Raw genomic sequence first — 24,576 nt, forward strand, 5'->3', positions numbered from 1 at the left:
CTTCGAGGAGCACCTGATGCGTTCAGCGAGAACAGTCACCACCGCAACAATGCTGGCGGCCACCGTATTCGGCGGCTTGGGCACCGCACCCACGGCCGGGGCAACCACCAAGGAAGAAGTCGCCATTAACGGGACGTTCCGCGCTACGTCCATCGGCGATTACGCGCAGCGCAATGATCAATACTTCGGCGAGCCGACGGTCTATCAGGTTTGGACCATATCTTCGACGTGCGTCACATTCCAGGAATGCCACGGCACGGTGAAGAGCGACCAGGGCTGGACGGCGCCTCTTTACATGAATGACGGCCAGATGTGGAAGGTCAGACGAGAGGTGCCGAATTGGGAGCGGTGCGAAGACGGTACCTCGTTCCCCGGCCAACAGACCTTCTTTTTCTTCCCGGTCAACGACAATGGCGGGTTTCAAATCGGGTCACGGGTCTTCTCCGGTAAAGACAAGACGTTGGGCCCGAGCGGTGCCTGTGGGCAAAACCAATGGCTTGATATCACAATGCCATTGCGCTTGGACCAGCTTTCCTAAGTTTTTTCTAGCCGTTTTTAGCAGGCCGGTAACTTCGCACCCCGGCAGCGCCACCAACCGGCGTCACGTCGGAAGCATGTCCTGCCACGTCTTGGGCGCCTTCGCCGTCACCAGATCCGACTGCTGATACAACTTTCCGTCCGGCCCGACATACCGACCGGTGCGCGGATCGTATTTCGCCACCACGACCGACGGCGCCGGCTTGGATCCGTTGGCCCCGAACGAACTCGGCGCGGCCTGGGGCGGCCCGCCGTCGGCTTGCTCCGGCGGTGCCGGCGCGGGCGGCGCCGGGGCGGGGGGCGCTGCCGCGGGAAGGTCCCCGGGCCCAGCGACGTCCAGCGGCGCAAAAGCCGGAATGTCTGCCGACATAGGCGATATCGGCGCCAGCGCGGGCCCCGGCGACTGCGCCGGCGGCACGGCCGCTCCCACCGCGCTCTGCGGGGGATTCTCGCCCCGCGGGCCCGCCGGTGTACCGCGCGGCACCGCTCCCGGCGGCAGCGGCGTGCCCTCGAGCGGCGCGAAGATTCGGTTGTCGGAGGTAACCCGGTCATCGGGCGGGACACCCTGAGCGAGCAGGTTCGGATCCAATGGGTAGGGGCCGAGAGTGTGCTGGCGCATTGCCAGCGGCATGAAAGGCTTGTCGCTATTGCAGATTTCAACCGTCGGGGCGCGTTTGCCCGGGTGGCCCATGCACGGGTAGTTGCGGGCACCACGAACCGCCAGCGGTGAATCCTGCGGGAGCTTGCAGTACAACCCGTCCGGCGTGTCGATGTCGCTCAGGTCGTCCGGTGATCGCCAGGTGTTGGGTGGCATGAAGCCGACCGTGCAAATGGGCGGATCGTCGATCGTGAGCGCGAAGTCGCCCATCGCCTTGCCGTCGGGATGGTTTTCACCCTGGGCGGCCTGCTCGATCGCCACGGCCGACGGCAGCAACACCAGCAACTGCTCGATCGAGGGATGATAGGTGATGCCGATCTGCCCGATGGTGGTCAGGTTGGCCAGCAACACCGGCAATGTCGGTTTGATCTGTTCGAGCAGCGCCGACGCCTCGTCGGCGGTACCGGGCCCTTTTTCCAGCACGGTACGGAAGTGGGAATCGTTGTCCACCAATACATCCGAGATTCCGGCGAAACTACGCGCCCACGTTCTGATCGAGTCGGTGGTGCGTGCTTGGGTATCCAGTAGTGGCCCGGTGTCTTCGGTCAGCGCGGTGGTGCGGTCCACGACGCCATTGGCGTCTCGGGACAGTGTCTCCGAGGAGTCCAGCAGGGACCCCAAATCGTAACCGGAACCGTTGAAGGCTTGGAAGGTCTCGTCGAGCAGTTGACCGAGCTTGGCCTTCGGGATGCTGCCGACCAACGCGTTGAGCTGATCGAGCATCGGTGCGACCGGCTGCGGAATTGTCGCGTTGCGCATCGTGATCACCGAACCATCATGCAGATACGGCGGCGAATCGGTGTTGGGCCGCAGGTCCACATACTGCTCGCCCACCGCGGAGACACTGAGCACGTGCGCTGTCAGGTTCGCCGGAACCTTGGGTGAAGTATTAAGGGAGAGCGTCGCTTTCGCGCCGGTCGGCGTCAAGCCCACCGACGTGACCTTGCCGAGCTGAACCCCGCGGTAGGTCACATTGGAGAATTGATACAGCCCGCCGGTGGCCGGCAGCTCCAGTGTCACCGTCATTCGACCGATGCCCAGCAGGGTCGGCGCCTGGATGTAGAAGAGCACCATCGAGATCACGCCGATGATCCCGACGAGCGTGAAGATCGCCAGCTGGATCCGAACGAAGCGCGTCAGCATTTATCCGCCATCTCCCGTCGGTGCCGGTGCCGCCGGCGGCGATTGACCAAGGCCCGCATCGGGAATCGGTGCCGGTCCGGGCCGCGGCCCGTAGGCCGATTGTGGTCCGGGTACCGCGTCCGGCGGCGGGGGCGGCAGCGGCAGCGCATTGGGGTCGACCCACGGCGGCCGCAGCGGGTTGTGCAACGGGTCCAGCGTGTAGTTCATCCGATATGGGTCGCCGGGTTCGGGCACCACCGGCATGTCCAGCTGTCCCCAGTGGGTGCCCAACAGCAACCCCTTCTTCAACCGTGGGATCGACAGGTCGAGGTCGACGTGCAGATTGAAGTAGTCGCCCCGGACCGCCCGGTCGACGAAGTTCTGGGTGAACGGGAACACGAACCCCGCGGCGATCGCCATGCCGAACTCCGGTCCGACGTCGGCCAGCGCCTTGACCGTTGGCTCCAGGTTCTTGAGGTTCTTGACCAAGTCGTCCTGCGTGTCGTTGACCAGCCGGGTGGCGGTGTTGCTGAATGTGCGAAGGTGATCCAGCGCGGACGTCAGCCGCGGCCGCTCCTTGATCAGCACGTCGAGGGCGGGCGGTATTTTCTGCAACGCATTGCTGACGACATCGCGCTGTTCGGCGAAGGTGGTCGAAAGCCGGTTCAGCGCCTGGATGGACTCGACGATGTTGTCTCGTTGGTCGTCCAGCGTTGACACGAATGTGTCGAGGCGAGTGAGCAGATCCCGGAAGGCGGCGCCGTTGCCGGACAATGCCGTCGAAAAGTTGTGGACGACCTCCCCGATCTGGCCCAGTCCGCCGCCGTTGACGACCGCCCCCAGCGAGGACAGGGTCTGCTCGGTCGACGGGTAGGCCGTCGACCGGCTCAGCGGAATGGTGGCGCCCGGCTGGAGCCGTCCGCTTCCCCCTTCGCCGAGCGGCGTATTGAGCTCGACATGCATCGAACCCAGCAGGCTGGTCTGACCAACGCTGGCGACCACGTTGGCCGGGACGACGACGTCTCGCTTGACCGAGATCTCGACGTCGGCGTGCCAGCCTTTCACCCTCATCTCGCCGACGCTGCCGACGACGACGTCGTCGATCATCACCGGCGAATTCGATTCCATCGTCCCGACATTCGGCAACTCGACGTGGTAGATGTTGGCACCCGGACCACGTCCGACCGCGCCGGGCAGTGGCAACGAGTTCAGGCCGTGGAATGCGCATCCCGTCGCCGTGAACACCACGCAACAGCCGACGGCGAACACCCGCCGAGCCGCGACCCGGGCCATCATTGTTGTGGTCCTTCCGCCGGCAGCAGCATGTCCGACAAATTCGAAGCCGGTGGTGGTGGCGGCGGCATGGGTGTCGACGGCGGGGGCGGCAGCGGCATCGCCGCGCCCGGGATGCGCGCCGGCGGCACCGCCCCCGGCGGTCCCACGGGATCGCCCGGGAGGCCGGTGTAGGCCGACACCGCGGGTGGGATCTCGGGCGGGCCGGGTTTCGGGCCCTCGCCGCCCGGCGCCAGGCGCGGTTCGGTGTAGAGAATCTTCGACGGGTCGACGGACTTCTGCAGGATGAAGTTGATGGGTATCGGCGAGTTGTTGAAGTTGAGCAGCCGCAGCCCCGGACCGATGAACAGCGAGCACAGCTTGCCCGATTCGACCGCGGTGACGTTTTCGATGGCGCCGATTTGGGTGCAGCCGGGCAGGGACAGCAGAACTTGGCCGCCCCAGGTGGGATTCGCGAAGTTCATCAGTCCGAACCCGCCCACGATGGTTCCGGTGTCGGCGTTGTAGTCGTTGAAGAAGTTGCCCAGCGCGTTCGGCGCGCCGTGCAGAATGTTCTCCAAGGCCATGTGGTGATCGACCAGGTTCTGTGTGACATTGGCCAACCTGGCGATCTGCTCGCTGGTCTGGTCGCGGCTGCCGGCGATGAACCGTTGCACCTCGCCGACCGCCGTCGACAGGTCTGTCAGCGCCGCGTCCAGTTCCGATTTGCTGTCGTTGACCACACTGGTGAGCGTGGCCAGTCGGTTGTTGAACTGCACGATCTGTACGTCGCTGTCGCGCAACGCGGCGACGAAGACCTGCAGGTTTTTGATGATGTCGACGATGTTGCCGCTGCCGTTGGCAAGGATCCGGCCCACCCCGGACAGCTGCGCAAGAGTTTGGCGCAGCTTGTCGCCGTTACCGTCCAGAGCGTTGGCGGCACTGTCGATGAACCGACCCACGGATGTGCCCGATACCCCGCTCTTGGGCCCCAAATCCGTTGCGAGCCGCATCAATTGGGTTTTGACCTCATCCCATTCAACCGGGACCGCGGTCCGTTCGACGGGTATGACCGCCCCGTCGTGCATGACCGGCCCCTTGTCCCGATAGGCCGGCGAGAGCTGGACATAGCGGGAGGCCACCAGATTCGGGGCGACGATCACCGCCTTCGCATCCGCCGGAATGGGCACGTCGCGATCGACCTTGAGGGTCATCTTCGTCTGGGTGCCCAGCGGCTGAATGGATTCGATGTGGCCGACCTTGACACCCGATACCCGCACCTCGTCGCTGGGGTAGATCGCGGTGGCGGTGGTGAAGTACGCCGTGATCGTCCGGGCAGCGAAAAACGTATTGCGGACGAGTACGGCCGCGCCGGCAAGCAGCAGCCCGACCAGGACAACCGCCGTGATGGTCACCAGCCTTCTGCGCGAGGTCATTGTGATCCACCAATCCGGCCGCCCAGCGTGCAACCCGGGCACGGCGGAATAGCGTTGTAGGGGAATGGAACCAGCGACCGAGGCACCGGTGACGGGAAGCCGGGACCGCGCGAAGTATCGAACGTCCGGAATCCCCACAGGTAGTCGAAGAACGGTTGGAAGATCTGTGGTGCAAGGAAGTTCGGGACGAACGCCGAGTAGGCGTACATGCTGGAAATACCCTCACCGACCGTGATCTCAAATTTCTTGAGACCTTCCAGTGATTTGCCGATGTTGTCGCGTTGCTTTTCCAGCATTGCGGTCACCGAGTTGAGCCTCTCCAGCGTTGGCGCCAAAGTGCTTTCGTTGTCGTGCACCAACGCTGTCAGCTGCTTGGCCACCGCTGACGTGTTGGCCAGCAAGTCCACGATCTCCTGGCGGCGGGCCACCAGAACTTGGAGCAGCGAGTCGGAGTTGAGGATGAGCTTGTTGACCTGCTGGCTGCGTTCGGACAGCACGCCGGTGACGTTGCCGGCGCTCTTGAAGAGGTCGGCGAGATTCTTGTTGCGGCTGTTGAGGGTTCGTGACAACCGGGTGAGTGCGTCGAAGGCCGGCCCCATTTGGGGTGCGAGTTGGTCGAGCGTCGCCGAGAGTGTGTCCAACGACTGATTCAGCGCGGTGGTGTTGGTCCCCGCAGTGTCCGACGTCAGATCGCTGACGGCTTCGGTCAACGAATACGGCGAGGAGGTGCGGGAGACCGGGATGAGACTCATCGGGTGCATCGTGCCGCCGCCGGCGGACTCCAGCGTCAGCATCCGTTCACCCAGCAGCGAGCCGGTGCGGATGTGCGCGGTCGTCTCCGATCCGAGCAAAACGTTGCCCTTCGTCGTGAACGTCACCAGCGCATCGCCATGGGACAGCGAAACATCCGACACCGTGCCGACCTTCAACCCCGACACGATCACGGGGTTGCCCACCGCGATGCCGCCGGCTTCGGAAAACAGCGCCTGGTAACGGACCATCGTGGCCCACGCAATGAACCGGTCTGGCGACAGGCCCACCAGGATGACCATGACCGCCAAGACGATGCCGATGAACCCGGCCTTTACTCGCCCGCCGCCGCGATACTTGAGCATTAGGGTTCGGTGCACCTTCCCGCTTCTGACCTGAACACATTGGCGTGCACGGTCCGGCCCTGAAGATCGGTGCCGCGGAGTTCCAACTGGCAGAGGTAATACGGGATGGTCGCGCCCGCCACGCCGAGACGGACGAGCTTGCGATAGTTCTTGGGCGCCTTCTGGATTGCGGCCTCGAGGCGGTCCTTGTCGTTGTCGAGTATCGGCGCCAGCCGATTGAGCTGCGCGACGGTGCCCGACAGCGGCGGGCGCGCGCTGGACAACAGGTCCGCCAGTGATGCGGTTCCTCGGTCCAAGGCGTCGATCGCGGAGCCGATGGTGTCCCGGTCGTTGGACAGCCCCGTGACGAGCTGCTCGAGGCGATCGATCGCGGCGGAGAACTGCTTGCCGTCCTGCGACACCGTGCCGATCACCGTGTTGAGGTTGTCGATCAACTGCTGCACGGTTTGGTCGTTGTCCGCCAACGCATTCGAAAACGACGTCGTCTTGGAGAACAACGACTCCAGCGTCCCGCCCTGGCCCTGGAACACCTGCAACAGCCCCGAGGTCAGCGCGTTGACATCGTGCGCGTTGAGGCCTTGGGTAACGGGTTTCAGTCCGCCGAGCAGCAGATCGAGGTCCAGCGCCGGTGCGGTGCGGTTGACCGGAATCTCACCGCCGGCTGCCAGACGCCTGGTCGACCCCGGACCATCGATGAGTTCGAGGTAGCGATCGCCCACCAGGTTCAGGTAGCGGACCGCCGCCCTGGTGCCCTCGGTGAGGACGATGCTGCGGTCGGCGTCGAATTTCACCACGACTTTTTTGTCCGGCCGCAACGAAACGCTGTTGACGGTGCCCACCCGGATTCCGGCGACCCGCACCGACTGCCCCGGCTTGAGCCGCGATACGTCGCTGAACACCGCCGAATATCCGTTCGTCGCACCCGTCCGGTACTGGCCGAAGATGAAAAACAGAAAGGAGGTCAGGATCGCCATCACAACCGCGAAGACGGCGAACTTGATCAGCGTTGCGCGCGTTCTCATCCGGGTTGTCCGATCTGAGCCGAGTTGCGTGGCGGGCCGGCGATGGGCCCGTATAACAGCTGCTTGAGGAGGTCGGAGTTGAGCAACGTCTGCTGGTTTCCATACCCCACGGGGTTGGCGCCGATATCGGTGATCAGCTGCGGCGGGTTGGTGTTGAACGGCAGCTTCGGCAGACCCACGCACTGCGGACCACCCGTCGCCGCAACCTTGGGCAGGTTCGTCGGATACCGGTAGCGTTCGGCGCCCAACGTGAGGCTCGCCGAGATGTTGATGCTCGGCTCCGACAGCGGCGCGCCATGCCCGATCTGTATGAGGCCGCCGAAGCTACAGGTCAGTGCCGGGCCGTACTCGTTGGTCAGGTCGGTGGTCGGCACCAGCAGGTGCATCACATCCGTCAGAGGTTGGCGGTTGACGGCCAACACGTCGTTGCCGACGTCGGCCAACCCGATCGCGCTGATCAACAACGCGTCGAGGTTGTTCTGCTCGTCGACGATCGTCTTGCTGATTCGGGTGGCGTTGGAGGCGGTCTTCACCAGATCCGATGCGGCGTCGGCGTAGGCGTTCGACACCACCGGGAGGGCCTCGAGGTCATGGCGGAATGCGGGAAGACTCGGCTCCAGTTTGGCCAGAAATGAATCCAAGTCGTTGAGGGATTGGCCCAGTTTCGCGCCGCGCCCGCTGAAGGCTTGCGCCAGCGCGCCAAGGGATTCGTTGAGTTTGGGCGGATCGATATGGGACAGCACCGACACCAATTGCTGGAACACGGTGTTGATTTCGACCATGACGTGCTTGCCTTGCAGCGTCTGCCCGCCGTGCAGCCGCCGCAGGGAGGGTTGATCCGGTTCCACCAGCAGCACGGATTTCGCACCGAACACCGTGGACGACGCGATATCCACCAGTACGTTGCTGGGAATGTAGCGCAGCTGCGATGGGTCCATTGCCAGGTGAATCGCGGCTTGGCCGTTGGGCAGCGGCTCGATCGAATCCACCTTGCCCACTTGCACGCCACGCATTTTCACTTTGGCGTCCGGGTTCATCACCAGGCCGGCGCGTTGCGAGATCACGGTCACCGGCACGGATTCGGTGAACGAGCCGCGGAACAGTCCGACCGCAAACGCAAATATGGCGCAAATGCTGACGACGGTGATCAGGCCGAGCAGGGGTGGCAGGTAATTGCGTGCGCGCGGCGGTCGGGCCTGGCCGGCCGGCGACGGTCGGCCGGCAATCGCGCCGCGACCCGCTGGCTCATTTCGCGTCATTACCTTGCACCTCCTTCGCTAGCCGGACAGGTTGAAGTTGCCGTTCGTACCGTAAATAGACAGCGAGACCAGCAGCGTTACCGACACCACGACGATGAGCGAGGTGCGCACCGCATTGCCCGTCGCATTGCCCACGCCGGCCGGCCCGCCGGACGCGAAATAGCCGTAATAGGTGTGGATCAGCAGGATGGTCAACGCCATCAGGATCGCCTGCAGAAACGACCACAACAGGTCGATCGGGTTCAGGAACGTGTTGAAGTAGTGCTGGTACAAGCCCTGCGACTGGCCGAGCAAAAACGTCGTGGTGAACTGGCTGGCCAAAAAAGACAGGATCACGGCGATGCTGTACAGCGGCGTGATGGCCAGCATTCCCGCCAGGATCCGCGTACTCACCAGGTACGAGACCGGCCGAATGGCCATGGCTTCCAGCGCATCGACTTCTTCGTTGATCCGCATGGCGCCGAGCTGAGCCGTGACGCCAGCGCCGAACGTGGCCGCCAGTCCGATCCCGGCCACCACCGGTGCCGCGATGCGCACGTTGATGAATGCGGCCAAAAAGCCCGTCAACGCCTCGATGCCGATGTTGCCCAGCGACGTGTAACCCTGGATGGCCAGGGTGCCGCCCGCCGCCAGCGTCAGGAAGCCGACGATCACGACGGTCCCGCCGATCATCGCCAAAGTGCCTGCACCCATGCTGATCTCGGCAATCAGGCGAATAACTTCGTGCCGGTAGCGGGTAGCCGCGAAGGGCACACCGGCGAGCGCTTTACCGTAGAACAGGGTATGGTCGCCGATCCGCCCCAGCGAGGCGACCGGCTTTTCGAGTTGACGGCTCAGTCGCGGATACACGGCCCTCACTGCCATTCGCAGCCCCTACTTCACCGTCATTTTGATGCCGATCGCGGTGACCACCACGTTGACGACGAACAGCGACATGAAGGCATAGACCACGGTTTCGTTCACCGCGTTGCCAACGGCCTTCGCGCCGCCGCCGGTGATCGACAAGCCTCGATAGCAGGCGACCAGACCCGCGATGAGGCCGAACAGGGCCGCCTTGATGCAGGAAATGACCACTTCGGGTACGCCGGTCAGCAAGGTGATCCCGGCGGCGAATGCGCCCGGATTGACGTCTTGGACGAATACCGAGAAAACGTAGCCGCCGAGCACGCCGATGATGACCACCAGGCTGTTGAGCAGAAAGGCCACCAACCCGGAGGCCAGCATGCGCGGTGTGACCAACCGTTGGATCGGGTTGATGCCCAGCACTTCCATCGCGTCGATCTCTTCGCGAATCGTGCGCGAGCCGAGGTCGGCACACATTGCCGTGGCGCCCGCGCCGGCCACGATCAACACCGTCACCAGCGGGCCGAGCTGGGTGACCGCACCGAACGCGGCACCCGCACCGGACAGGTCGGCCGCACCGAGTTCGCGCAACAAAATGTTGAGCGTGAAGCTGACCAGCACCGTGAACGGGATCGCTACCAACAGGGTGGGAGCCAGTGACACTCGCGCGACAAACCAGGACTGTTCCAAGAACTCCCGCCATTGGAACGGCCGGCGGAACGCGAACTTGACCGCGTCGGCCGACATCGCGAATAACGCCCCGACCGCCTGCATTGGGCCCGACAAATCCCACTTCAGTTTCAGCTGCGGCAATCCCGCCGACCAGTGGTCCGCGCCTTTAGTGGCCACTGATGCCCGCCCCTCCGAACGATCCGAGACTGACAGTCTTGTTGTTGCGCAACGACTGCGGTAAGTTCGGTTCAGCCGACAAACCCGGGCGGTTGGCACCGACAACGAAATGTGCAGCGGCCAGCGGAAATTCGACGGCTATCGCCGGCGCGGCAATGCTGCCTTTCCTCACGCCGGGCCTCCATTCAGTCGCGTGAGTTGACGCATCAAGACGAAGAGCGTGCCGCCTCGAAGCGTTCGGCGATTATGACTCATGCCGATTCCAGGTGGAGCGAAAAACGCAGAATCGTTATTGGACGACCTCTAACCGGCGCACGCGGACAGGACGCGTCACTTTTGTTGGCGGGTTGAAACATCCAGGGCTGCTCCGGTTCTAACTGCTGGTTTTAGGTGACGGCGCCGGCCGTTTTGAGTTCGATGATGCGATCCCAGTCGAAGCCCAATTCCTGCAGGATCTCGTCGGTTTGCTCGGCGAATCCGGGTGCCGGTCCCGTCTGCGGTGCGCTGACATCGAACTGGACCGGATTGGCGACCAGTTCGAGTTCGCCTGCCCGGACCAGGTATTCGTTGGCCCGAATTTGCGCGTCATCGGCCGCCTGCAACGTGTCCTGCACCGGAGCCCACGGCCCGGCCAGCGTGGCAAAGCGTTCGCTCCACTCGGCAAGCGTGCGGGTTGCGATTGCCTTGGTCAAGATCTCGACGGCCGCTGCGGTGTTCGCGGTGATCTGCTCGATGGTGGCGAACCGGGGATCATCGGCCAGCTCGGGCAGGTCGACGTGGCGGCAAACGTCGGCCCAGAACTTCGTCGGCTGCATCATCACGAAGGAGATGTAGCGACCGTCCGAGGTCGTGTACAACCCCACCAATGGGTTGTTGGGTGCGCCGTGCACGCCGGGCGGCGGCGCTTCCAGTCGCTGGTTCAGGTGCTTGGTCAAGGCGACCGTGTGACCCATCGACCACAGTCCAGAGCCCAGCAGCGACACGTCGACGACCGAAGGTTCGCCGGTCCGCTCGCGCTTGAGCAACGCGGCGGCGATGCCGCCGGCGAGGTTGGTCCCGGAAATGGTGTCGCCGTAGGCAGGTCCGGGCGGCGCGATCATGCCGGGCAGTCCCATCGGCGTGATGGTGGCCGCGGTCCCGGCCCGGCACCAGAAAGCCGTCATGTCGTAGCCGCCCTTGGTGGCCTCGTCGCCGCGCGGACCCAACGCGCTGCCGCGCGCGTAAATGATCGACGGGTTCACCGCTCGGATGTCGTCGACGTCGATGCCGAACTTCTGCCGAGCACCCGGCAGGAAGCTGGTCAAGAAGACGTCCGAGCGCCGGGCCAGCTCGTAGAGCACTTCCTTGCCCTCGGGCACCGACATGTCCAGCCCGACGCTGCGCTTGCCGCGATTGGCGTGCTCGATGTTGGGATTCGGATCGCCCTCGACCCGCAACATGCCGGTCTGCCGCAGTCCCCGCTGCGGATCACCCGTCACCGCGTGCTCGACCTTGACGACGTCGGCGCCCCATTCGGCCAGCACCGCTCCTGCCGATGGGACGAACCCATACATGGCGACCTCGAGAACCCGAATGCCCTCGAGCGGCCTCATTCGTGGCCTCCCAGCGCAGCGACGGCGTAGCGGAATGACCCGGTGCGCCGGCCATCGATCAGCAGTCGGCAGTCGACTCCTGCGCCTGTCGTCTCCGCGACTTCCGACGTCTGAGCGACTGTCGCAGCTGTGACCTGAGCTGGCATTCGACTCCTCATGTGGTGGCAGTCACGAAAATTTCATTCTCTTCCCGGGCGAATCTTACAGTCGACTCTCGCGAATTCAAGAAAGTCATAGGAATGGGACAAGGGCTCTGACCAGCGCCGCAAACGCCGACAGGACACCGGACGATGCCCCTCTGCCCAGGCCATCCGGTGTTTTGGCCGAATGTTGCACGGCGCTTCTACGTGAGAGTAGGGTTCTCATAATTGCGAAGGAGATTCTTTGTGACTGAGACGGCCGCGTTTACCCCAGGGGTCTTGTCGTGAAGACGGCGGTGGTCGCGGGCGGCGGATCCGGGATCGGTCTGGCGGTCGCGCGACGGCTGCGCGACGACGGCCTCGACGTCGCGACCATCGATCTCAAACCCGGCGACGATGATCTGTCGTTCACCGCCGACGTCACCGATCGCGCTCAGGTCGATGCCGCGCTGTCCGGGATCCGCGCGCGGTTGGGACCGGTGGCGATTCTGGTGAACGCCGCCGGGCTGGATGGGTTCAAGCGGTTCAGCAACCTCACCTTCGAAGACTGGCAGCGCGTAATCAACGTCAACCTGCACGGGGTGTTCCACACCATCCAGGCGGTGCTGCCCGACATGGTCGAGGCGGGATGGGGCCGCATCGTCAACATCTCGTCATCCAGCACACATTCGGGCGCCCCCTATATGAGTCACTATGTGGCGGCGAAATCGGCGGTCAACGGGTTGACGAAATCTCTGGCGCTCGAGTACGGACCCAGCGGCATCACCGTGAACGCGGTACCGCCCGGCTTCATCGACACACCGATGTTGCGTGCCGCGGAAAAGAACGGGTTCCTCGGCGACATCGAAGAAACCATCGCCCGTACGCCGGTCCGCCGCATTGGCAAGCCGGAAGACATCGCTGCGGCGTGCGCATTTTTGGTGTCCGAGGAGGCCGGCTACATCACCGGGCAGCTGTTGGGCGTCAACGGCGGCCGTAACACCTGAGCCGGCGCCGGGGAAGCCCTCGTCGATTCCACACACGAGCCACACCGCAGCCCCAGGAGGAGGACACCGTGAAGGTCCGGGTTGATCCGGAACGCTGCCAGGGCCACACCCTGTGCGCGATGATTGCTCCGGATTCGTTCGAGCTCAGCGATATTGACGGCAGTTCGTCGGCGGTCAGCGAAGTGGTGCCCGCCGACCAGGAAGACCGGGTTCGCGAGGCCGCCCATTCGTGTCCGGAACAAGCGATCCTGATCACGGACGAAACCTAAAGGGAGACAGCACCTTGAGCGTCGACGATGTCGTGAGCGACGACGAACGCAAGAAGCATCGGTACCACTTCGACCGCCACGCCCCGGAGTACCGCTCGCGGTTCAAGCAGATCACCGAGGAAATGCACGCCAAATGTCCGATGGCGTGGACGGACACCTATGGCGGGCATTGGGTCGCGGCCGGCAGCCGCGAGGTGTTCGAGCTCGCCCGCTGCCCCGCAGTCTCCAACGACCACGACATCAACAACGAACGTCGTGGCTACAAAGGGATTTCGATCCCGACCGCCAGCCGGGTCAGTGTGGTGCGCGGCGGCATCCTGGAAATGGATGAGCCCGAACATCGCATCTACCGCACCGTGCTCAACCCGTACCTGTCGCCGGCCGCCGTCAAGCGCTGGGAGCCGTTCGTCCACGACGTGACGCGCGCCTGCCTGAACGAGAAGATCGAACAGGGCAGCATCGACTTCGTCGACGACCTCGCCAACATCGTGCCCGCCGTGCTCACGTTGGCGATGCTGGGCATCCCGCTGAAGAAGTGGAACCTCTACAGCGAACCGGTGCACGCGGCGGTGTACACCCCGGAGCACTCCCCCGATATCGAGCGGGTGACCGCGATGCACCGGGAGATGGGCCTCGACATGGTCAACAACATGCTGGAGATCCGCGAAAATCCGCGCCCCGGCATCGTCAACGGCCTGCTGCAGATGCGGATTGACGGCGAACCCGCCCCCGACCTGGAGATCCTCGGCAACCTCGGCCTCGTTATCGGCGGAGGCTTTGACACCACGACCGCATTGACCGCGCACTCCCTGGAATGGTTGTCCGAGCATGCCGACGACCGGGAGCGGCTACGCGCCAACCTCGACACCCTGCTGGACTCGGCGACCGAGGAATTCCTCCGGTACTTCACGCCGGCCCCCGGCGACGGGCGGACCTTCTCCGACAATGTCGAACTCGACGGCATCCAGTTCAAAGAAGGTGAACGGTTGTGGATTTCATGGGCGATGGCCAATCGCGACCCGTCGGTGTTCGCCGATCCGGACAACGTCGTACTCGACCGAAAAGGCAACCGGCACTTCAGTTTTGGTATCGGCGTGCACCGGTGTGTCGGCTCCAACGTGGCACGCACGGTGTTCAAGTCGATGCTGACCGCGGTGCTGGCCCGGATGCCGGACTACCGCTGCGACCCCGCGGGTGCGGTGCACTACGAAAGCATCGGCGTGATCCAGGGCATGCGTAAGCTACCGGCCACGTTCACTCCCGGCCCCACGATCGGCGCCGGCCTGGACGAAACGCTCGACAAGCTGCAGCGCATCTGCGACGAGCAGGAACTCGCCCGGCCGGTCACCGAGCGCAAGGAAGCGGCCGTCATCGACTAGAGGGGCTGGACGAACCGACTGTTGAGTGCTCCAATGTGTCCGAATAGCTCTGTTCAGCACGGCCGCGCTCTATACATTCACGTCCAGCGCGCCCGGAGAGGGGAGACACATCGGTGAAGACTCTCGCTGCGAGCTTCGCGCTGGCCACAGCCGCGCTGACGGTCGCACCGACCGCCCACGCGGACATGATCATCGCCAACTACCGGGTGGACACGAACCGCGATCCTGGCCACATCTGGATTTGGTCGCTGGGTACATGCACCCCGAAAGCCGCGGGATGCCTGACTGTGCAAGCGATTCCGCAACCCAACGGGCAGGCGGCGCCCTGGAAGACGGATGCTCACCTCGCCAACGGCCGCTACACCATGGACGTCGACGTGCCCGACGGCGTACGCTGCGTGGTCCAGTTCTTCCCGTCGCACGACGTTTATTCATGGGATGAAACGACCCTGGCCGGTCAGGTCGTCTCGACGTTCGACACGGGATGTGGTGGCGCGCCGGGGGGCACCGCCACATACCCGTTCTCGCTCGTGCGATGGTAGCCGCGTGAGACGTTCAGCAACGGGGAGTACGCACGGTGGCTGAGGCGAAAAAGCCGCCGCAGAATTCGGCGACGTCCAAAGCCGACACCATGGCGTTGATTGCCGAAGCCGAAGCCGAAGCCGCCGAAGCCGAAGCACTGGCCGCTGCCGCGCGAGCCCGGGCCCGTGCCGCCCGGCTCCGGCGCGAGGCGCTGGCCGACGGAGCGCAAGGGGACCCCGAAGAAGGCTCGGACGAGGGCTCAGATATGGGCTCGGGCGTAAGTCCAGCAGCGCATCCCGACGAGAGCGAAACCGACGCGCCGACCGCCGAAGTAGCCGCCACCGACGAAGCGGCGACGCGGGACGAAGCCGCCGAACGGCCGGAAGAACCCGGGGACGCTACAAAAGACGCTGAAAAAGACACTGAAAAAGACAGTGAAAAAGACACTGAAACCGTAGCGGCGGCGCCCGACGAAACCGCCGAAGACACCGAACCGGAATCCGAGACGGTTCGCTCTGGGCGACGCCTGCGGTTGCCATCGTGGTCCGTGACGTGGAAAGCGGCCGCGATCATCCTCATCTGCGCTTTCATCGCGGCCAGCGGATACATGATTTGGCAGCGTCATGAGGTCACCGAGCGCAACCAGCGCGCCGCGAACTTCCTCGCCGGAGCCAAACAAGGCGTCGTCAACATGACTTCCTTGGACTTCAAGCGGGCCAAGGATGACGTGCAGCGGGTGATCGATAGCTCGACCGGGCAGTTCCGGGACGATTTCCAGCAGCGCGCAAAAGATTTCATCACCGTTGTCGAACAGTCCAAAGTGGTGACCGAGGGAAGCGTCACGGCCGCGGCAGTGCAGTCCATGGACGGAAATTCTGCGGTGGTGCTGGTCGCGGCGACCTCACGGATCACCAACGCCGCGGGCGCCAAGGACGAACCACGCCGGTGGCGACTCAAGGTGACCGTTACCGAGGACGGTGGCCAATACAAGATGTCCAAACTGGAGTTCATTCCATGAGCGAGGACGACCGCGACGCCGACGCTGTCGAGGCCACCGACGCCGATGCTGCAGAGCAACCGGAACGGAGCGGGCGTGCCGCGTTGCTCGCCTGGCTGAAGGCGAAAGCCGTTCCCATCACCCTGATTTCGCTCCTGCTGCTGTCCGGCGGCGCGGCGGCGTGGCTGTACTTCCAGCAGTACCGTCCCGACCAGCAAACGAACGCTGCCGTCGCCGACGCGGTTGTCAGTTCGGCCTCGGACGGAACCGTCGCACTGCTGTCCTACTCGCCCGACTCTCTGGACAAAGATTTTGCCGCCGCCAAGTCCCACCTGTCCGGCGACTTTTTGTCGTACTACAACCAGTTCACCGAACAAATTGTGGCTCCGGCGGCCAAACAGAAGTCGCTGAAGACCAACGCGCGAGTCCTGGGGGCCGCGGTCCAGGAACTGCATCCGGACTCGGCCGTCGTGCTGGTGTTGGTCGATCAGAGCACCACGAGCAAGGACAACCCCGACCCCGCGATGTCCTCGAGCAGCGTGCTGGTGAGTTTGACCAAGCTCAACGGCGCCTGGTTGATCACGAAGTTCGAGCCGGTATAACGATCAGCGCGACTCGCTAGCCACGCGGCAGGCCCAGTACCCGCTGGGCGATGATGTTGCGCTGAATCTCGGAGGTGCCGCCGGCAATGGTGCCGGAAAAGCTTCGCGCAAAACGCTCGAACCAGCTGGCGAAGTAGTGGTCGAGGTTCATGTGGTTGTACGGCCCGGTCTGCTGCGGATGAATGAGGCCGTCGGCACCCGCGGCCGTCAATGCCAATTCCATGCCCCGCAGCTCGGCCTCGGAACCAAGCAGCTTGAGCACCGAGATCGCGGCCACGTCGTCTTCGCCGCGTGCCGCGCGGGCCAGCGCCGCCGAACCCAACAGGCGTAGTGCCTGCTTGTCCATGATCGTGCTGGCGTACTGGTCGCGCTCGACCTCGGTGTGCGGGTGGAAGTCGGCGATCATGTTCTCCAGCCGATCGGCGAAGCCGAGCCACATCATCGTGCGTTCGTGACCGAGTGATCCATTGGCCACCTTCCAGCCCTGGTCGATCTCGCCAACCAAATTCTCCGCCGGCACCCGCACGTCGGTGAAGAACACCTCGTTGAAGTCCAGGTCGTCGACGCCACAGATGGACGGGAACGGCCGGCGCACGACGCCCGGCGTATCGGTGGGGACGATCAGCACACTGATTCCCTTGTGCTTCGGCACATCTGGGTTGGTGCGCACGAACGTCAGCAGGACATCGGCGTCGTGGGCACCCGAGGTCCACACCTTCTGCCCGTTGATCACGAATTGATCGCCCTGTGAATCAGTGGTGCGAACCGCGCGGGTGCGCAGCGACGCGAGGTCCGAGCCCGCACTGGGCTCGCTCATGCCCAGCGACGCGGTGATCTCGGCGCGCAGGATCGGCACCGCCCAGCGGCGCTTCTGCTCCTCGGTTCCGAACGACAACAGCGAGGCGCCAACGATATTCACGCCCTGCGGATTGAAGCTGTGGTAGATCCGCCGCCGACTGAGTTCCTCGAGATAGACGAACTGCTGAATCACCGTCGCGTTGCGCCCGCCGAATTCCGGCGGCTGACTGGGTAGCAGCCACCCATTGTCGAACAGCAGTCGCTGCCAGTCCCGTGCCCACTGCGGCATGTGCGACACCGACCGGGGCCGTTCGAGCGTTTCGCTTGCGGCAGGCAAATTCTCGTCGAGGAACGCCGAAAACTCCGCCCGGAACTCCTCGACGTCGGAATCAAAAGTCAGCTGCACGGTATTCCTCCGCGATCCGCGCGCGGTGCTCGGCAGCGCCGCCGAGCATCAGCTCCCCGGCCTTGGCCCGTTTCAACGCGAACTGCAAATCGTTCTCCCAGGTGAATCCCATTGCGCCATGCAGCTGGAGGCCGTGGCGGAACACCAGCGATTGGCACTCCCCCGCCGAGGCCTTGGCCATCGCTGCGGCCAGCCGGCGGCGGGGATCGTCGGCAGCGATCGTCAACGCGGCGAAGTAGGCCAGCGCGCGGGCACGCTCCACCGCAACGTGCATGTCGGCAGCCTTGTGCTGCACCGCCTGGAAAGTTCCGATCGCAACCCCGAACTGCTGGCGGCTTTTGACGTGTTCGAGCACGAGGTCGAGGATGCGTTGGCAGGCGCCGACGGTGGTGATGGCCATCCCGGTCAGCGCGAGGTGATGTGCGCGTTCGGCGTCGACGTCCAGCCGGTCGCTGTCGGGTACCCGCACATCGGCGAACGACAGATCGGCGACGTGTAGCACCGGGTCGAATACCGCGGCGCGCCGGGCGGACACCTGACTGGAGTCCACCAGGAAAACCCCGGCGTTGGTCACCACCGCGAGTCGGTCCGCGCGATCACCGTCGAGCACGTGGCGCGCGGTCCCGTCCAGCACCCACCCGTCGGCGTCGCGGTGCGCCGCCACCCCGCTGTAGACCGCGGTGCCGGACTGGTGTGGGTCGAAGCGGCTTCCGGCCAGCGGCGCGAACTGACTCATGGTGGCCAGAAACGGCGTGGGATCGGTCGCGCGACCCAGCTCTTCGAGCACGATGGCAAGCTCGACGGCGCTGTCCGACTCGTTGAGCTCGGTCCAGCCCTGGTCGACATACGACTTCCACAGCGGGCTCGGGTCCACGCCGTCCTCGGCCACGCTGCGTACCAGCGAGGGCGGGCACTGCTTGGCGACGGCGTCGCGCACCGTGTCCTGCCACAGTCGCTGATCAGCATCGAACTCCAACAGCATCCGCGCCGCCTCTCGTCATGACTGTTAGGTGAGAATATCATTCTCGGTTGCGAAAGTAATAATCTCGATTTCGACGTACGGCGTGCTTGCCCGTGGGCCACCCGGACGCGAGAATGCCTCCCTGCGACGTCGGGCACAGGCGCGACGGCGTCCACCTGCGCTGGGCGCGGCAGAACCCGAAACATCTTGCCGCTTTTCGGCTTTGGGAACAGCGGAGGCGGCGAAGGCGGCGCGCCGATCGTACCGGCCCGTCGAACACCCCACCATCAGGGCATCGCCAACGCCGAGGTCGGGCGAACTCGGGAAACCACGCCGATTCGTTGGATCGCGATCCGCTTCAAACGCACGATGTCAGGATCGATCGCGCGCGAGCCCGGCCCGCCCGGCGGCGACCAACACCGCGCGCAAATTGCCGCCATCGATGTCCCCGGCAGCTTCGCGTTCCGTCCTCCGCGCGAGCGCCCAGGGCATGACGTCGAGGAAAACCGCACGCTTATCGGGGTGACGGGCGTAGAGCGTGCGCCGCCTGATGCCGGCCGTACTAGCCGTACCTGATGAACGTCGCGACAGCCGCGTTGCGCAACGTGTTACCGCCTTTCGGCTTCCGCGTCAGTGGGCCCCCGCGCCGCGCTGTCGTGACCACGGAAATTTATTAACGTGTAGCTAGCCGTCGGCACCACGAACTGGACCGGGACGGCGCGAAAAGGGTTACGAAGCAATGGATATGTTCGCCGCGACCAAGACCGTGGTCGTATCGGTATAGAAGGAGAAGACGATTGGACCGCGACACTTATCAGCGGGGCCTTGAGGTCCGTTCGGCGGTGCTCGGTGAGGAATACGTCAAGCGGGCATTAGCCGACGCAGACCAGTTCAGCCAACCGCTGCAAGATCTCGTCACCGAGTATTGCTGGGGCGCGGTATGGGGTCGAGACGGGTTGGCGCCGAAGACGCGCAGCATGCTCAACCTGGCGATGATCCCGATCCTCAACCGGCCGAACGAATTACGCACGCACATCCGGGGCGCCCTGGCCAACGGCGTCAGCCGCGAAGAAATCTGCGAGGTGTTCCTGCAGGTCGCCATCTACGCGGGCGTCCCGGCGGCGGTCGACAGCTTTCGCATCGCCCGCGAGGTGTTCGCCGAACTGGACAACGCGGACGTAAGCTAACGGCCGTGGCCGCGATCGGGTTCGTCGGGCTGGCAAACATGGACTGTCCCATGGCCTCTCGCCTCCTTCGTGCCGGTAACGACGTCATCGCGTTCGACACCGATCGCGCGGGAACGGTGTCGGCTGCCTGCCATCACCCGCGGTGTCGCTAGAGGTCGCCACCGGCACCGCCTCGCGAGGTATTGACCCGCAATAGTGGCGCGACGCGCACGGCGCGCGCAGACATCGGCGAGACCCCGCGGGGCGCCGTGACAGTTGGCAGCGGATCTGTAAGTCAGGCCACCTGGTCGGCCGCGGTGCCACAAGCCGGGAAGCAACCTCCCCGCAGCGGTCGATTCCGGGCTGGCTAATCAAGAGAATGGTATTATCCGGTTTGAAGAACGCCGATTGCTCTGGTGGCGGTGTTACCGGCAGCTACCAGGGCTTATCGCTAATCGAGCCGCTTACCGAAAGTTCATTGATCGACAGCCGACGAGAATGTTAGATTATCTATCTTATGACCGTGTTGGAGCCACTCTGGCTACCGGAACCGAAGGGTGACGGTCGTGATCGAACATGCTGACGGGACCTCCACGCCGCTGATCGACGCGAGCGTGCACATCTTCTTCCCCTCCAACAAGGCGCTGCGCGCGACCCTGCGCGAGCCGTTCAAGAGCCGGGGCTTCCCCGACTACGAGATGGACTGGTACGGCGCGCCGGGCGGTGAATATGCGCCCAGCACCGAAGGCCCGGACCGGGGGTACCCGGGCTCGAACCCCGAGTTCGTTGGCAACGAGCTCTTTTCAAAGCGCGGCGTCGATGTGGCCGTGCTGCATCCGATGGCCCGGGGCATCATGCCGGATCGGCATCTGGGCACCGCGCTGCACGCCGCGCACAACGAGATGATGGTGTCGAAGTGGCTGGAGTCCAGTACCTTCGGTGACCGGTTCCGCGGCACCATCCGGGTCAACCCCGACGACATCCCCGGCGCGCTGCGCGAGATCGAGAAATGGCGATCGCACCCGCGCGTGGTCCAGATCGGCGTGCCGTTGCAGTCCCGCGAGCTGTACGGCAAGCCGCAGTTCTGGCCGCTCTGGGAAGCCGCCGCCGACGCCGGGCTGCCCGTCGCCGCCCACATCGAGGTCGGCTCCGGCATCGCGTTCCCTCCCACACCCAACGGGAACACGCGCACGTACGAGCAGTACGTCAGCTTCATGGCGCTGAACTACCTGTATCACCAGATGAACATGATCGCCGAGGGAGTGTTCGAGCGGTTCGACGGCCTCAGGTTCGTGTGGGGCGACGGCGCCGCCGACTTCATCACGCCGTTCATCTGGCGGATGGACACGTTCGGCCGGCCGCACCTGGAGCAGACGCCATGGGCCCCGCGGATTCCGAGCGACTACCTGCCCGGTCACGTGTATTTCGTGCAAGGCAGTCTCGACGGGCCCGGCGATGTCGAGTTCGCCGGCGAATGGTTCGGGTTCACCGGCAAGGACAACATGGTGATGTTCGGCTCGAGCTACCCGCACTGGCAATGCGGCGATGCGCAGAAGCTGCCCAGCGCCCTGTCCGCCGAGCAGCGCGAAAAGCTGTGTTGGCGTAACGCGGCGCAGCTCTACGGCATAGACATCCCAGCCGGGGTAAGCGCACAGTAGAGGCAAGAGGCAAGACCGAGGAGTGCTGAGATGACGTTGACCCATTCGCACGAGCGGGTTCCGGCAACCGAACGCATAGCCATCCGGTGCGTCGATTCGGATGTCCACCCGGCCCCCAAGCGCGGCGAGCTCGTCCCGTACATCCCGGAACCCTGGCGCAGCAAGTACTTCCTCACCCGTACCGTCGGCGAGCAGATCTACTACGACGCCCCCGACTACGCGCACTCTTACGCGATGCGGGTGGATTCCTTCCCCGCCAACGGCGAATTCCCGTGCAGTGACCCGGATTTGGCATTCCGCCAGCTCATCATGGAGGCGGGTTCGGACATTGCGATCCTGGAACCGGCCGCCTACCCGGCACGCTTACCCGAAGCGCAGCACGCGATGTCGGCCGCGCTGAACGACTGGCAGGCCAATCATTGGCTAGACAGCCACAACAACTGGCACCAGCGATGGCGGGGTTCGATCTGCTGCGCCATCGAGGAACCGGAGGAATCCGCGCGCGAGATCGAGAAATGGGCCGGGCACCCCTACATGGCGCAGATCCTGATCAAGGCCGAGCCGCGACCGTCCTGGGGTCACCCGAAGTACGACCCGATTTGGGCCGCCGCCACCAAGCACGACATCACCGTCAGTTGCCACCTGTCGCGCAGTCAGTTCGACGAGCTGCCCATCCCGCCGGTGGGATTCCCCAGCTACAACCACGACTTCATGGTGACCTACTCACTGTTGGCCGCCAACCAGGTGATGAGCCTGATCTTCGACGGTGTTTTCGATCGGTTCCCGACGCTGCGGATCGTTTTCGTCGAGCACGCGTTCACCTGGATCCTGCCGCTGACGTGGCGCATGGACGCGATTTACCAGGCCCGCAAATCCTGGGTCGACATCAAGCGCAAGCCGTCGGAGTACGTCAAGGACCACATCAAGTTCACCACTCAGCCGCTGGATTATCCCGAAGACAAGACGGAGCTCACCCGCGCACTGGAATGGATGGAGTGCGAGAAGATTCTGCTGTTTTCCTCCGATTACCCGCACTGGACATTCGACGACCCGCGATGGTTGGTCAAGCACCTGCCCAAGCACGCGCGGGATGCGGTGATGTACCAGAACGGCATCGCCACCTACCACCTACCCGAGACCGTGCCGGTCCTCGAGGGTCAGACCCGGGTGCTCTGAGTTGACGGCCAAAGAGGAAGGGGCAACCACACGGCGCCCCGAACCCCGCCTCGCCCAGGGTCGCGAACACGTCGTCGCCACCGTTGACGAAATCCCGCCTGGCAGCCATAAGTTGGTTCCGATCGGGCGCCATGGAGTCGGTGTCTACAACGTCAACGGCACCTTCTACGCGATCGCGAATTACTGCCCACATCAAGGCGGTCCGCTCTGTTCGGGTCGGGCAAGGGGACGCACGATCATCGACGAGACCGCTCCGGGCGACTCGGTGATGGTGCGCGACCTGGAATACATCTACTGCCCGTGGCATCAATGGGGTTTCGAGCTGGCGACGGGCACCACCGCGGTCAAGCCGGAATGGAGCATCCGCACCTATCCGGTACGCGTCGTCGGCAATGACGTTCTGGTACAGGCCTAACCACAGGAGAATCGCGTGCCTGCTATTGAGATCAACGGGGGAAACGTCGTCTACGAAATCCTCGGTGACTCAGGCGATCTCATTGCTCTGACGCCGGGCGGCCGGTTCAGCAAAGAGATCCCCGGGCTGCGCCCGCTGGCTGAGGCGCTGGTCGCTGGCGGCTACCGGGTGCTGCTGTGGGACCGGCCCAACTGCGGTGCCTCCGATGTGCAATTCTACGGGCAAAGCGAGTCCCACATGCGGGCCGAGACATTGCACAAGCTGGTGACGGGACTCGGCTTCGAACGCTGCATCCTCGCCGGAGGTTCGGGCGGTGCAAGGGATTCGATGCTGACCACGATGCTCTACCCCGAGCTGGTCACCAAGCTCGTGGTGTGGAACATCGTCGGCGGCATCTACGGCACGTTCGTGCTGGGTTCCTTCTACATCATTCCCAGCATCCTGGCGGTTCGCGGCACCGGGATGGACGGCGTGGTGAAGGTGCAGGAATGGCGTGAGCGCATCGAGGAGAACCCGAACAACAAACAGCGCTTCCTGGAGATCGACTCCGGCGAGTTCCTCAAGGTCATGCTGCGCTGGCTCAACGCGTTCGTTTCCAAACCGGGACAGACGATTCCGGGGGTCGAGGACGAGATGTTCGATCGGATCACCGTTCCCACGCTGATCATCCGCGGTGGGGAGAACGACATGGACCACCCCAAGCGGACATCCTTGGAAGTCAGCTGCCTGATCAAGGGATCAAAGCTGATCGATCCGCCCTGGCCGGAAGACGCATGGGAGCGAGCATCCGAAGACCGCGCCGCCGGCCGGGTCAAGCACTTCAACATGTTCGACACCTGGGTGCAGGCAGCACCGGCGATCCTGGACTTCCTGGCGTCGTGATGGCTCACACCGTGCGAATGTGCACCTCGCAGTTGAGCGACGCCTCCAGTGCCGTGTGGATTCGGCTTTCTGGAATGCGCTCGAGGTCCGCCTCGCGCAGCGTCACCCGCACGACGTCGAACCCGTCGTCGCCCGGCGTACGTTCGACCTCACCGGTGAGGCCGAATGCGGACAGCACGCCCAGCGCGTCGTCGTCGGTTCCGCGGCTGACGAACGTGACAACGCCGGGAACGGGATCGATACCGAACACGCTGGCGCACAGGCTCATTGCCGTCGCCTTGGCGGTGTCAGGGTCTTCGGCGGTGATGAGCAGCGCAACTTCACGACGACTCACCGGCCTGGATGCCAAATCGTTTCCGATCGCCTCCGCCCCGGATTGGGCCGCGACTTCCACCAGCGCTGCCATGCCGTCTCGCACCTGTGCGGCCGTGAGCACACCTTCCGGGTCGACGTTGAGACGCACCACCGCAGTCCGCATGGGCGCAAGCCTAACGAAGCCGATGGCGGGCCGGCC

Annotated in this window: 26 protein-coding genes; 14 read left to right on the plus strand and 12 right to left on the minus strand. The window is 64.2% G+C overall.

Going from position 1 to position 24,576, the window contains the following annotated elements:
* The first annotated feature begins 16 nt into the window (after positions 1–16).
* Positions 17–538, plus strand: a complete 522-nt coding sequence (locus AWC25_RS02785; protein WP_069398507.1) for an Rv2253/PknI dimerization domain-containing protein — start codon at positions 17–19, stop codon at positions 536–538.
* A gap of 63 nt (positions 539–601) precedes the next feature.
* Here the strand turns inward: AWC25_RS02785 and AWC25_RS02790 are convergent, their stop codons facing one another.
* The 9 genes from AWC25_RS02790 to AWC25_RS02835 form a co-directional block, all read right to left on the minus strand.
* Positions 602–2,338: an MCE family protein gene (locus tag AWC25_RS02790; RefSeq protein WP_069398363.1), complete on the minus strand. Its 1,737-nt coding sequence runs from the start codon at positions 2,336–2,338 to the stop codon at positions 602–604.
* On the minus strand, positions 2,339–3,613 hold the full coding sequence (locus AWC25_RS02795; protein ID WP_069398362.1) for an MCE family protein: 1,275 nt from the start codon (positions 3,611–3,613) through the stop codon (positions 2,339–2,341).
* Positions 3,610–5,025, minus strand: coding sequence for an MCE family protein (locus AWC25_RS02800; RefSeq protein ID WP_085166306.1), 1,416 nt, complete (start codon positions 5,023–5,025; stop codon positions 3,610–3,612). Before AWC25_RS02800 ends, AWC25_RS02795 begins: the two co-directional genes overlap by 4 nt.
* Entirely contained in the window at positions 5,022–6,140 is a 1,119-nt protein-coding gene (locus AWC25_RS02805) for an MCE family protein (protein WP_069398360.1), read from the minus strand. The genes AWC25_RS02800 and AWC25_RS02805 overlap by 4 nt, the downstream gene beginning before the upstream one ends.
* Positions 6,140–7,162: an MCE family protein gene (locus AWC25_RS02810; protein WP_069398359.1), complete on the minus strand. Its 1,023-nt coding sequence runs from the start codon at positions 7,160–7,162 to the stop codon at positions 6,140–6,142. The genes AWC25_RS02805 and AWC25_RS02810 overlap by 1 nt, the downstream gene beginning before the upstream one ends.
* Positions 7,159–8,421, minus strand: a complete 1,263-nt coding sequence (locus AWC25_RS02815; protein ID WP_069398358.1) for an MCE family protein — start codon at positions 8,419–8,421, stop codon at positions 7,159–7,161. Before AWC25_RS02815 ends, AWC25_RS02810 begins: the two co-directional genes overlap by 4 nt.
* A gap of 18 nt (positions 8,422–8,439) precedes the next feature.
* Positions 8,440–9,285 (minus strand): ABC transporter permease, encoded by an 846-nt coding sequence (locus AWC25_RS02820; protein ID WP_085166307.1) that lies wholly within the window; start codon positions 9,283–9,285, stop codon positions 8,440–8,442.
* 9 nt (positions 9,286–9,294) lie between these two features.
* Positions 9,295–10,113 carry an MlaE family ABC transporter permease gene (locus tag AWC25_RS02825; RefSeq protein WP_044508365.1) on the minus strand — a complete coding sequence of 273 codons (819 nt, stop codon included), beginning with the start codon at positions 10,111–10,113 and terminating at the stop codon, positions 9,295–9,297.
* Between the two features lie 386 nt (positions 10,114–10,499).
* Complete coding sequence (locus tag AWC25_RS02835) at positions 10,500–11,705, minus strand: CaiB/BaiF CoA transferase family protein (RefSeq protein ID WP_085166309.1); 1,206 nt, start codon at positions 11,703–11,705, stop codon at positions 10,500–10,502.
* A gap of 424 nt (positions 11,706–12,129) precedes the next feature.
* Between AWC25_RS02835 and AWC25_RS02840 the strand changes: the two genes are divergently transcribed.
* The 6 genes from AWC25_RS02840 (at position 12,130) to AWC25_RS02865 (ending at position 16,600) form a co-directional block, all read left to right on the plus strand.
* Positions 12,130–12,831 carry an SDR family NAD(P)-dependent oxidoreductase gene (locus AWC25_RS02840; protein ID WP_069398354.1) on the plus strand — a complete coding sequence of 234 codons (702 nt, stop codon included), beginning with the start codon at positions 12,130–12,132 and terminating at the stop codon, positions 12,829–12,831.
* 68 nt (positions 12,832–12,899) lie between these two features.
* Positions 12,900–13,100: a ferredoxin gene (locus AWC25_RS02845; RefSeq protein WP_085166310.1), complete on the plus strand. Its 201-nt coding sequence runs from the start codon at positions 12,900–12,902 to the stop codon at positions 13,098–13,100.
* A 14-nt stretch (positions 13,101–13,114) separates the two neighbouring features.
* Positions 13,115–14,479 (plus strand): cytochrome P450, encoded by a 1,365-nt coding sequence (locus tag AWC25_RS02850; protein ID WP_085166311.1) that lies wholly within the window; start codon positions 13,115–13,117, stop codon positions 14,477–14,479.
* A gap of 185 nt (positions 14,480–14,664) precedes the next feature.
* Entirely contained in the window at positions 14,665–15,021 is a 357-nt protein-coding gene (locus tag AWC25_RS02855; protein ID WP_069398506.1) for a hypothetical protein, read from the plus strand.
* A 35-nt stretch (positions 15,022–15,056) separates the two neighbouring features.
* Complete coding sequence (locus AWC25_RS02860; protein ID WP_085166312.1) at positions 15,057–16,019, plus strand: ICP22 family protein; 963 nt, start codon at positions 15,057–15,059, stop codon at positions 16,017–16,019.
* Positions 16,016–16,600: a hypothetical protein gene (locus AWC25_RS02865; RefSeq protein WP_069398350.1), complete on the plus strand. Its 585-nt coding sequence runs from the start codon at positions 16,016–16,018 to the stop codon at positions 16,598–16,600. The genes AWC25_RS02860 and AWC25_RS02865 overlap by 4 nt, the downstream gene beginning before the upstream one ends.
* Positions 16,601–16,616: 16 nt before the next feature.
* On the opposite strand, the gene AWC25_RS02870 is transcribed toward AWC25_RS02865, so the two are convergent.
* On the minus strand, positions 16,617–17,804 hold the full coding sequence (locus AWC25_RS02870; RefSeq protein ID WP_069398349.1) for an acyl-CoA dehydrogenase family protein: 1,188 nt from the start codon (positions 17,802–17,804) through the stop codon (positions 16,617–16,619).
* A complete protein-coding gene (locus AWC25_RS02875; protein ID WP_069398505.1) occupies positions 17,788–18,786 on the minus strand; it encodes an acyl-CoA dehydrogenase family protein in 999 nt (332 codons plus the stop codon). Before AWC25_RS02875 ends, AWC25_RS02870 begins: the two co-directional genes overlap by 17 nt.
* A gap of 186 nt (positions 18,787–18,972) precedes the next feature.
* Between AWC25_RS02875 and AWC25_RS26360 the strand changes: the two genes are divergently transcribed.
* The 7 genes from AWC25_RS26360 to AWC25_RS02900 all read left to right on the plus strand — a co-directional run bounded on the left by AWC25_RS26360 (position 18,973) and on the right by AWC25_RS02900 (position 24,062).
* Positions 18,973–19,341, plus strand: coding sequence for a hypothetical protein (locus AWC25_RS26360; protein ID WP_142278663.1), 369 nt, complete (start codon positions 18,973–18,975; stop codon positions 19,339–19,341).
* A gap of 221 nt (positions 19,342–19,562) precedes the next feature.
* The gene (locus tag AWC25_RS02880; RefSeq protein ID WP_085166313.1) at positions 19,563–19,952 is read left to right on the plus strand and encodes a carboxymuconolactone decarboxylase family protein; all 390 of its coding nucleotides are present in this window, start codon (positions 19,563–19,565) and stop codon (positions 19,950–19,952) included.
* Between the two features lie 50 nt (positions 19,953–20,002).
* Complete coding sequence (locus AWC25_RS27755; RefSeq protein ID WP_276049089.1) at positions 20,003–20,104, plus strand: hypothetical protein; 102 nt, start codon at positions 20,003–20,005, stop codon at positions 20,102–20,104.
* A 393-nt stretch (positions 20,105–20,497) separates the two neighbouring features.
* The gene (locus tag AWC25_RS02885) at positions 20,498–21,589 is read left to right on the plus strand and encodes an amidohydrolase family protein (protein WP_085166350.1); all 1,092 of its coding nucleotides are present in this window, start codon (positions 20,498–20,500) and stop codon (positions 21,587–21,589) included.
* A gap of 30 nt (positions 21,590–21,619) precedes the next feature.
* Positions 21,620–22,765: an amidohydrolase family protein gene (locus AWC25_RS02890; protein ID WP_085166314.1), complete on the plus strand. Its 1,146-nt coding sequence runs from the start codon at positions 21,620–21,622 to the stop codon at positions 22,763–22,765.
* Position 22,766: 1 nt separating this feature from the next.
* Positions 22,767–23,180, plus strand: coding sequence for a Rieske (2Fe-2S) protein (locus AWC25_RS02895; protein ID WP_085166315.1), 414 nt, complete (start codon positions 22,767–22,769; stop codon positions 23,178–23,180).
* Between the two features lie 15 nt (positions 23,181–23,195).
* The gene (locus tag AWC25_RS02900) at positions 23,196–24,062 is read left to right on the plus strand and encodes an alpha/beta fold hydrolase (protein WP_069398344.1); all 867 of its coding nucleotides are present in this window, start codon (positions 23,196–23,198) and stop codon (positions 24,060–24,062) included.
* A gap of 4 nt (positions 24,063–24,066) precedes the next feature.
* Here AWC25_RS02900 and AWC25_RS02905 read toward each other — a convergent pair whose 3' ends face one another.
* Positions 24,067–24,540, minus strand: coding sequence for a hypothetical protein (locus AWC25_RS02905; RefSeq protein ID WP_069398343.1), 474 nt, complete (start codon positions 24,538–24,540; stop codon positions 24,067–24,069).
* Between the last annotated feature and the right edge of the window lie 36 nt (positions 24,541–24,576).

Source organism: Mycobacterium sherrisii (assembly GCF_002102355.1).
Classification (GTDB): domain Bacteria; phylum Actinomycetota; class Actinomycetes; order Mycobacteriales; family Mycobacteriaceae; genus Mycobacterium; species Mycobacterium sherrisii.

Coding starts and splice junctions, on each gene's coding strand:
- AWC25_RS02785 (WP_069398507.1), top strand. CDS start 17: ATGCGTTCAGCGAGAACAGTCACCACCGCAACAATGCTGGCGGCCACC.
- AWC25_RS02790 (WP_069398363.1), bottom strand. CDS start 2,338: ATGCTGACGCGCTTCGTTCGGATCCAGCTGGCGATCTTCACGCTCGTC.
- AWC25_RS02795 (WP_069398362.1), bottom strand. CDS start 3,613: ATGATGGCCCGGGTCGCGGCTCGGCGGGTGTTCGCCGTCGGCTGTTGC.
- AWC25_RS02800 (WP_085166306.1), bottom strand. CDS start 5,025: ATGACCTCGCGCAGAAGGCTGGTGACCATCACGGCGGTTGTCCTGGTC.
- AWC25_RS02805 (WP_069398360.1), bottom strand. CDS start 6,140: ATGCTCAAGTATCGCGGCGGCGGGCGAGTAAAGGCCGGGTTCATCGGC.
- AWC25_RS02810 (WP_069398359.1), bottom strand. CDS start 7,162: ATGAGAACGCGCGCAACGCTGATCAAGTTCGCCGTCTTCGCGGTTGTG.
- AWC25_RS02815 (WP_069398358.1), bottom strand. CDS start 8,421: ATGACGCGAAATGAGCCAGCGGGTCGCGGCGCGATTGCCGGCCGACCG.
- AWC25_RS02820 (WP_085166307.1), bottom strand. CDS start 9,285: ATGGCAGTGAGGGCCGTGTATCCGCGACTGAGCCGTCAACTCGAAAAG.
- AWC25_RS02835 (WP_085166309.1), bottom strand. CDS start 11,705: ATGAGGCCGCTCGAGGGCATTCGGGTTCTCGAGGTCGCCATGTATGGG.
- AWC25_RS02855 (WP_069398506.1), top strand. CDS start 14,665: ATGATCATCGCCAACTACCGGGTGGACACGAACCGCGATCCTGGCCAC.
- AWC25_RS02865 (WP_069398350.1), top strand. CDS start 16,016: ATGAGCGAGGACGACCGCGACGCCGACGCTGTCGAGGCCACCGACGCC.
- AWC25_RS02875 (WP_069398505.1), bottom strand. CDS start 18,786: ATGCTGTTGGAGTTCGATGCTGATCAGCGACTGTGGCAGGACACGGTG.
- AWC25_RS27755 (WP_276049089.1), top strand. CDS start 20,003: ATGGCCTCTCGCCTCCTTCGTGCCGGTAACGACGTCATCGCGTTCGAC.
- AWC25_RS02890 (WP_085166314.1), top strand. CDS start 21,620: ATGACGTTGACCCATTCGCACGAGCGGGTTCCGGCAACCGAACGCATA.
- AWC25_RS02905 (WP_069398343.1), bottom strand. CDS start 24,540: ATGCGGACTGCGGTGGTGCGTCTCAACGTCGACCCGGAAGGTGTGCTC.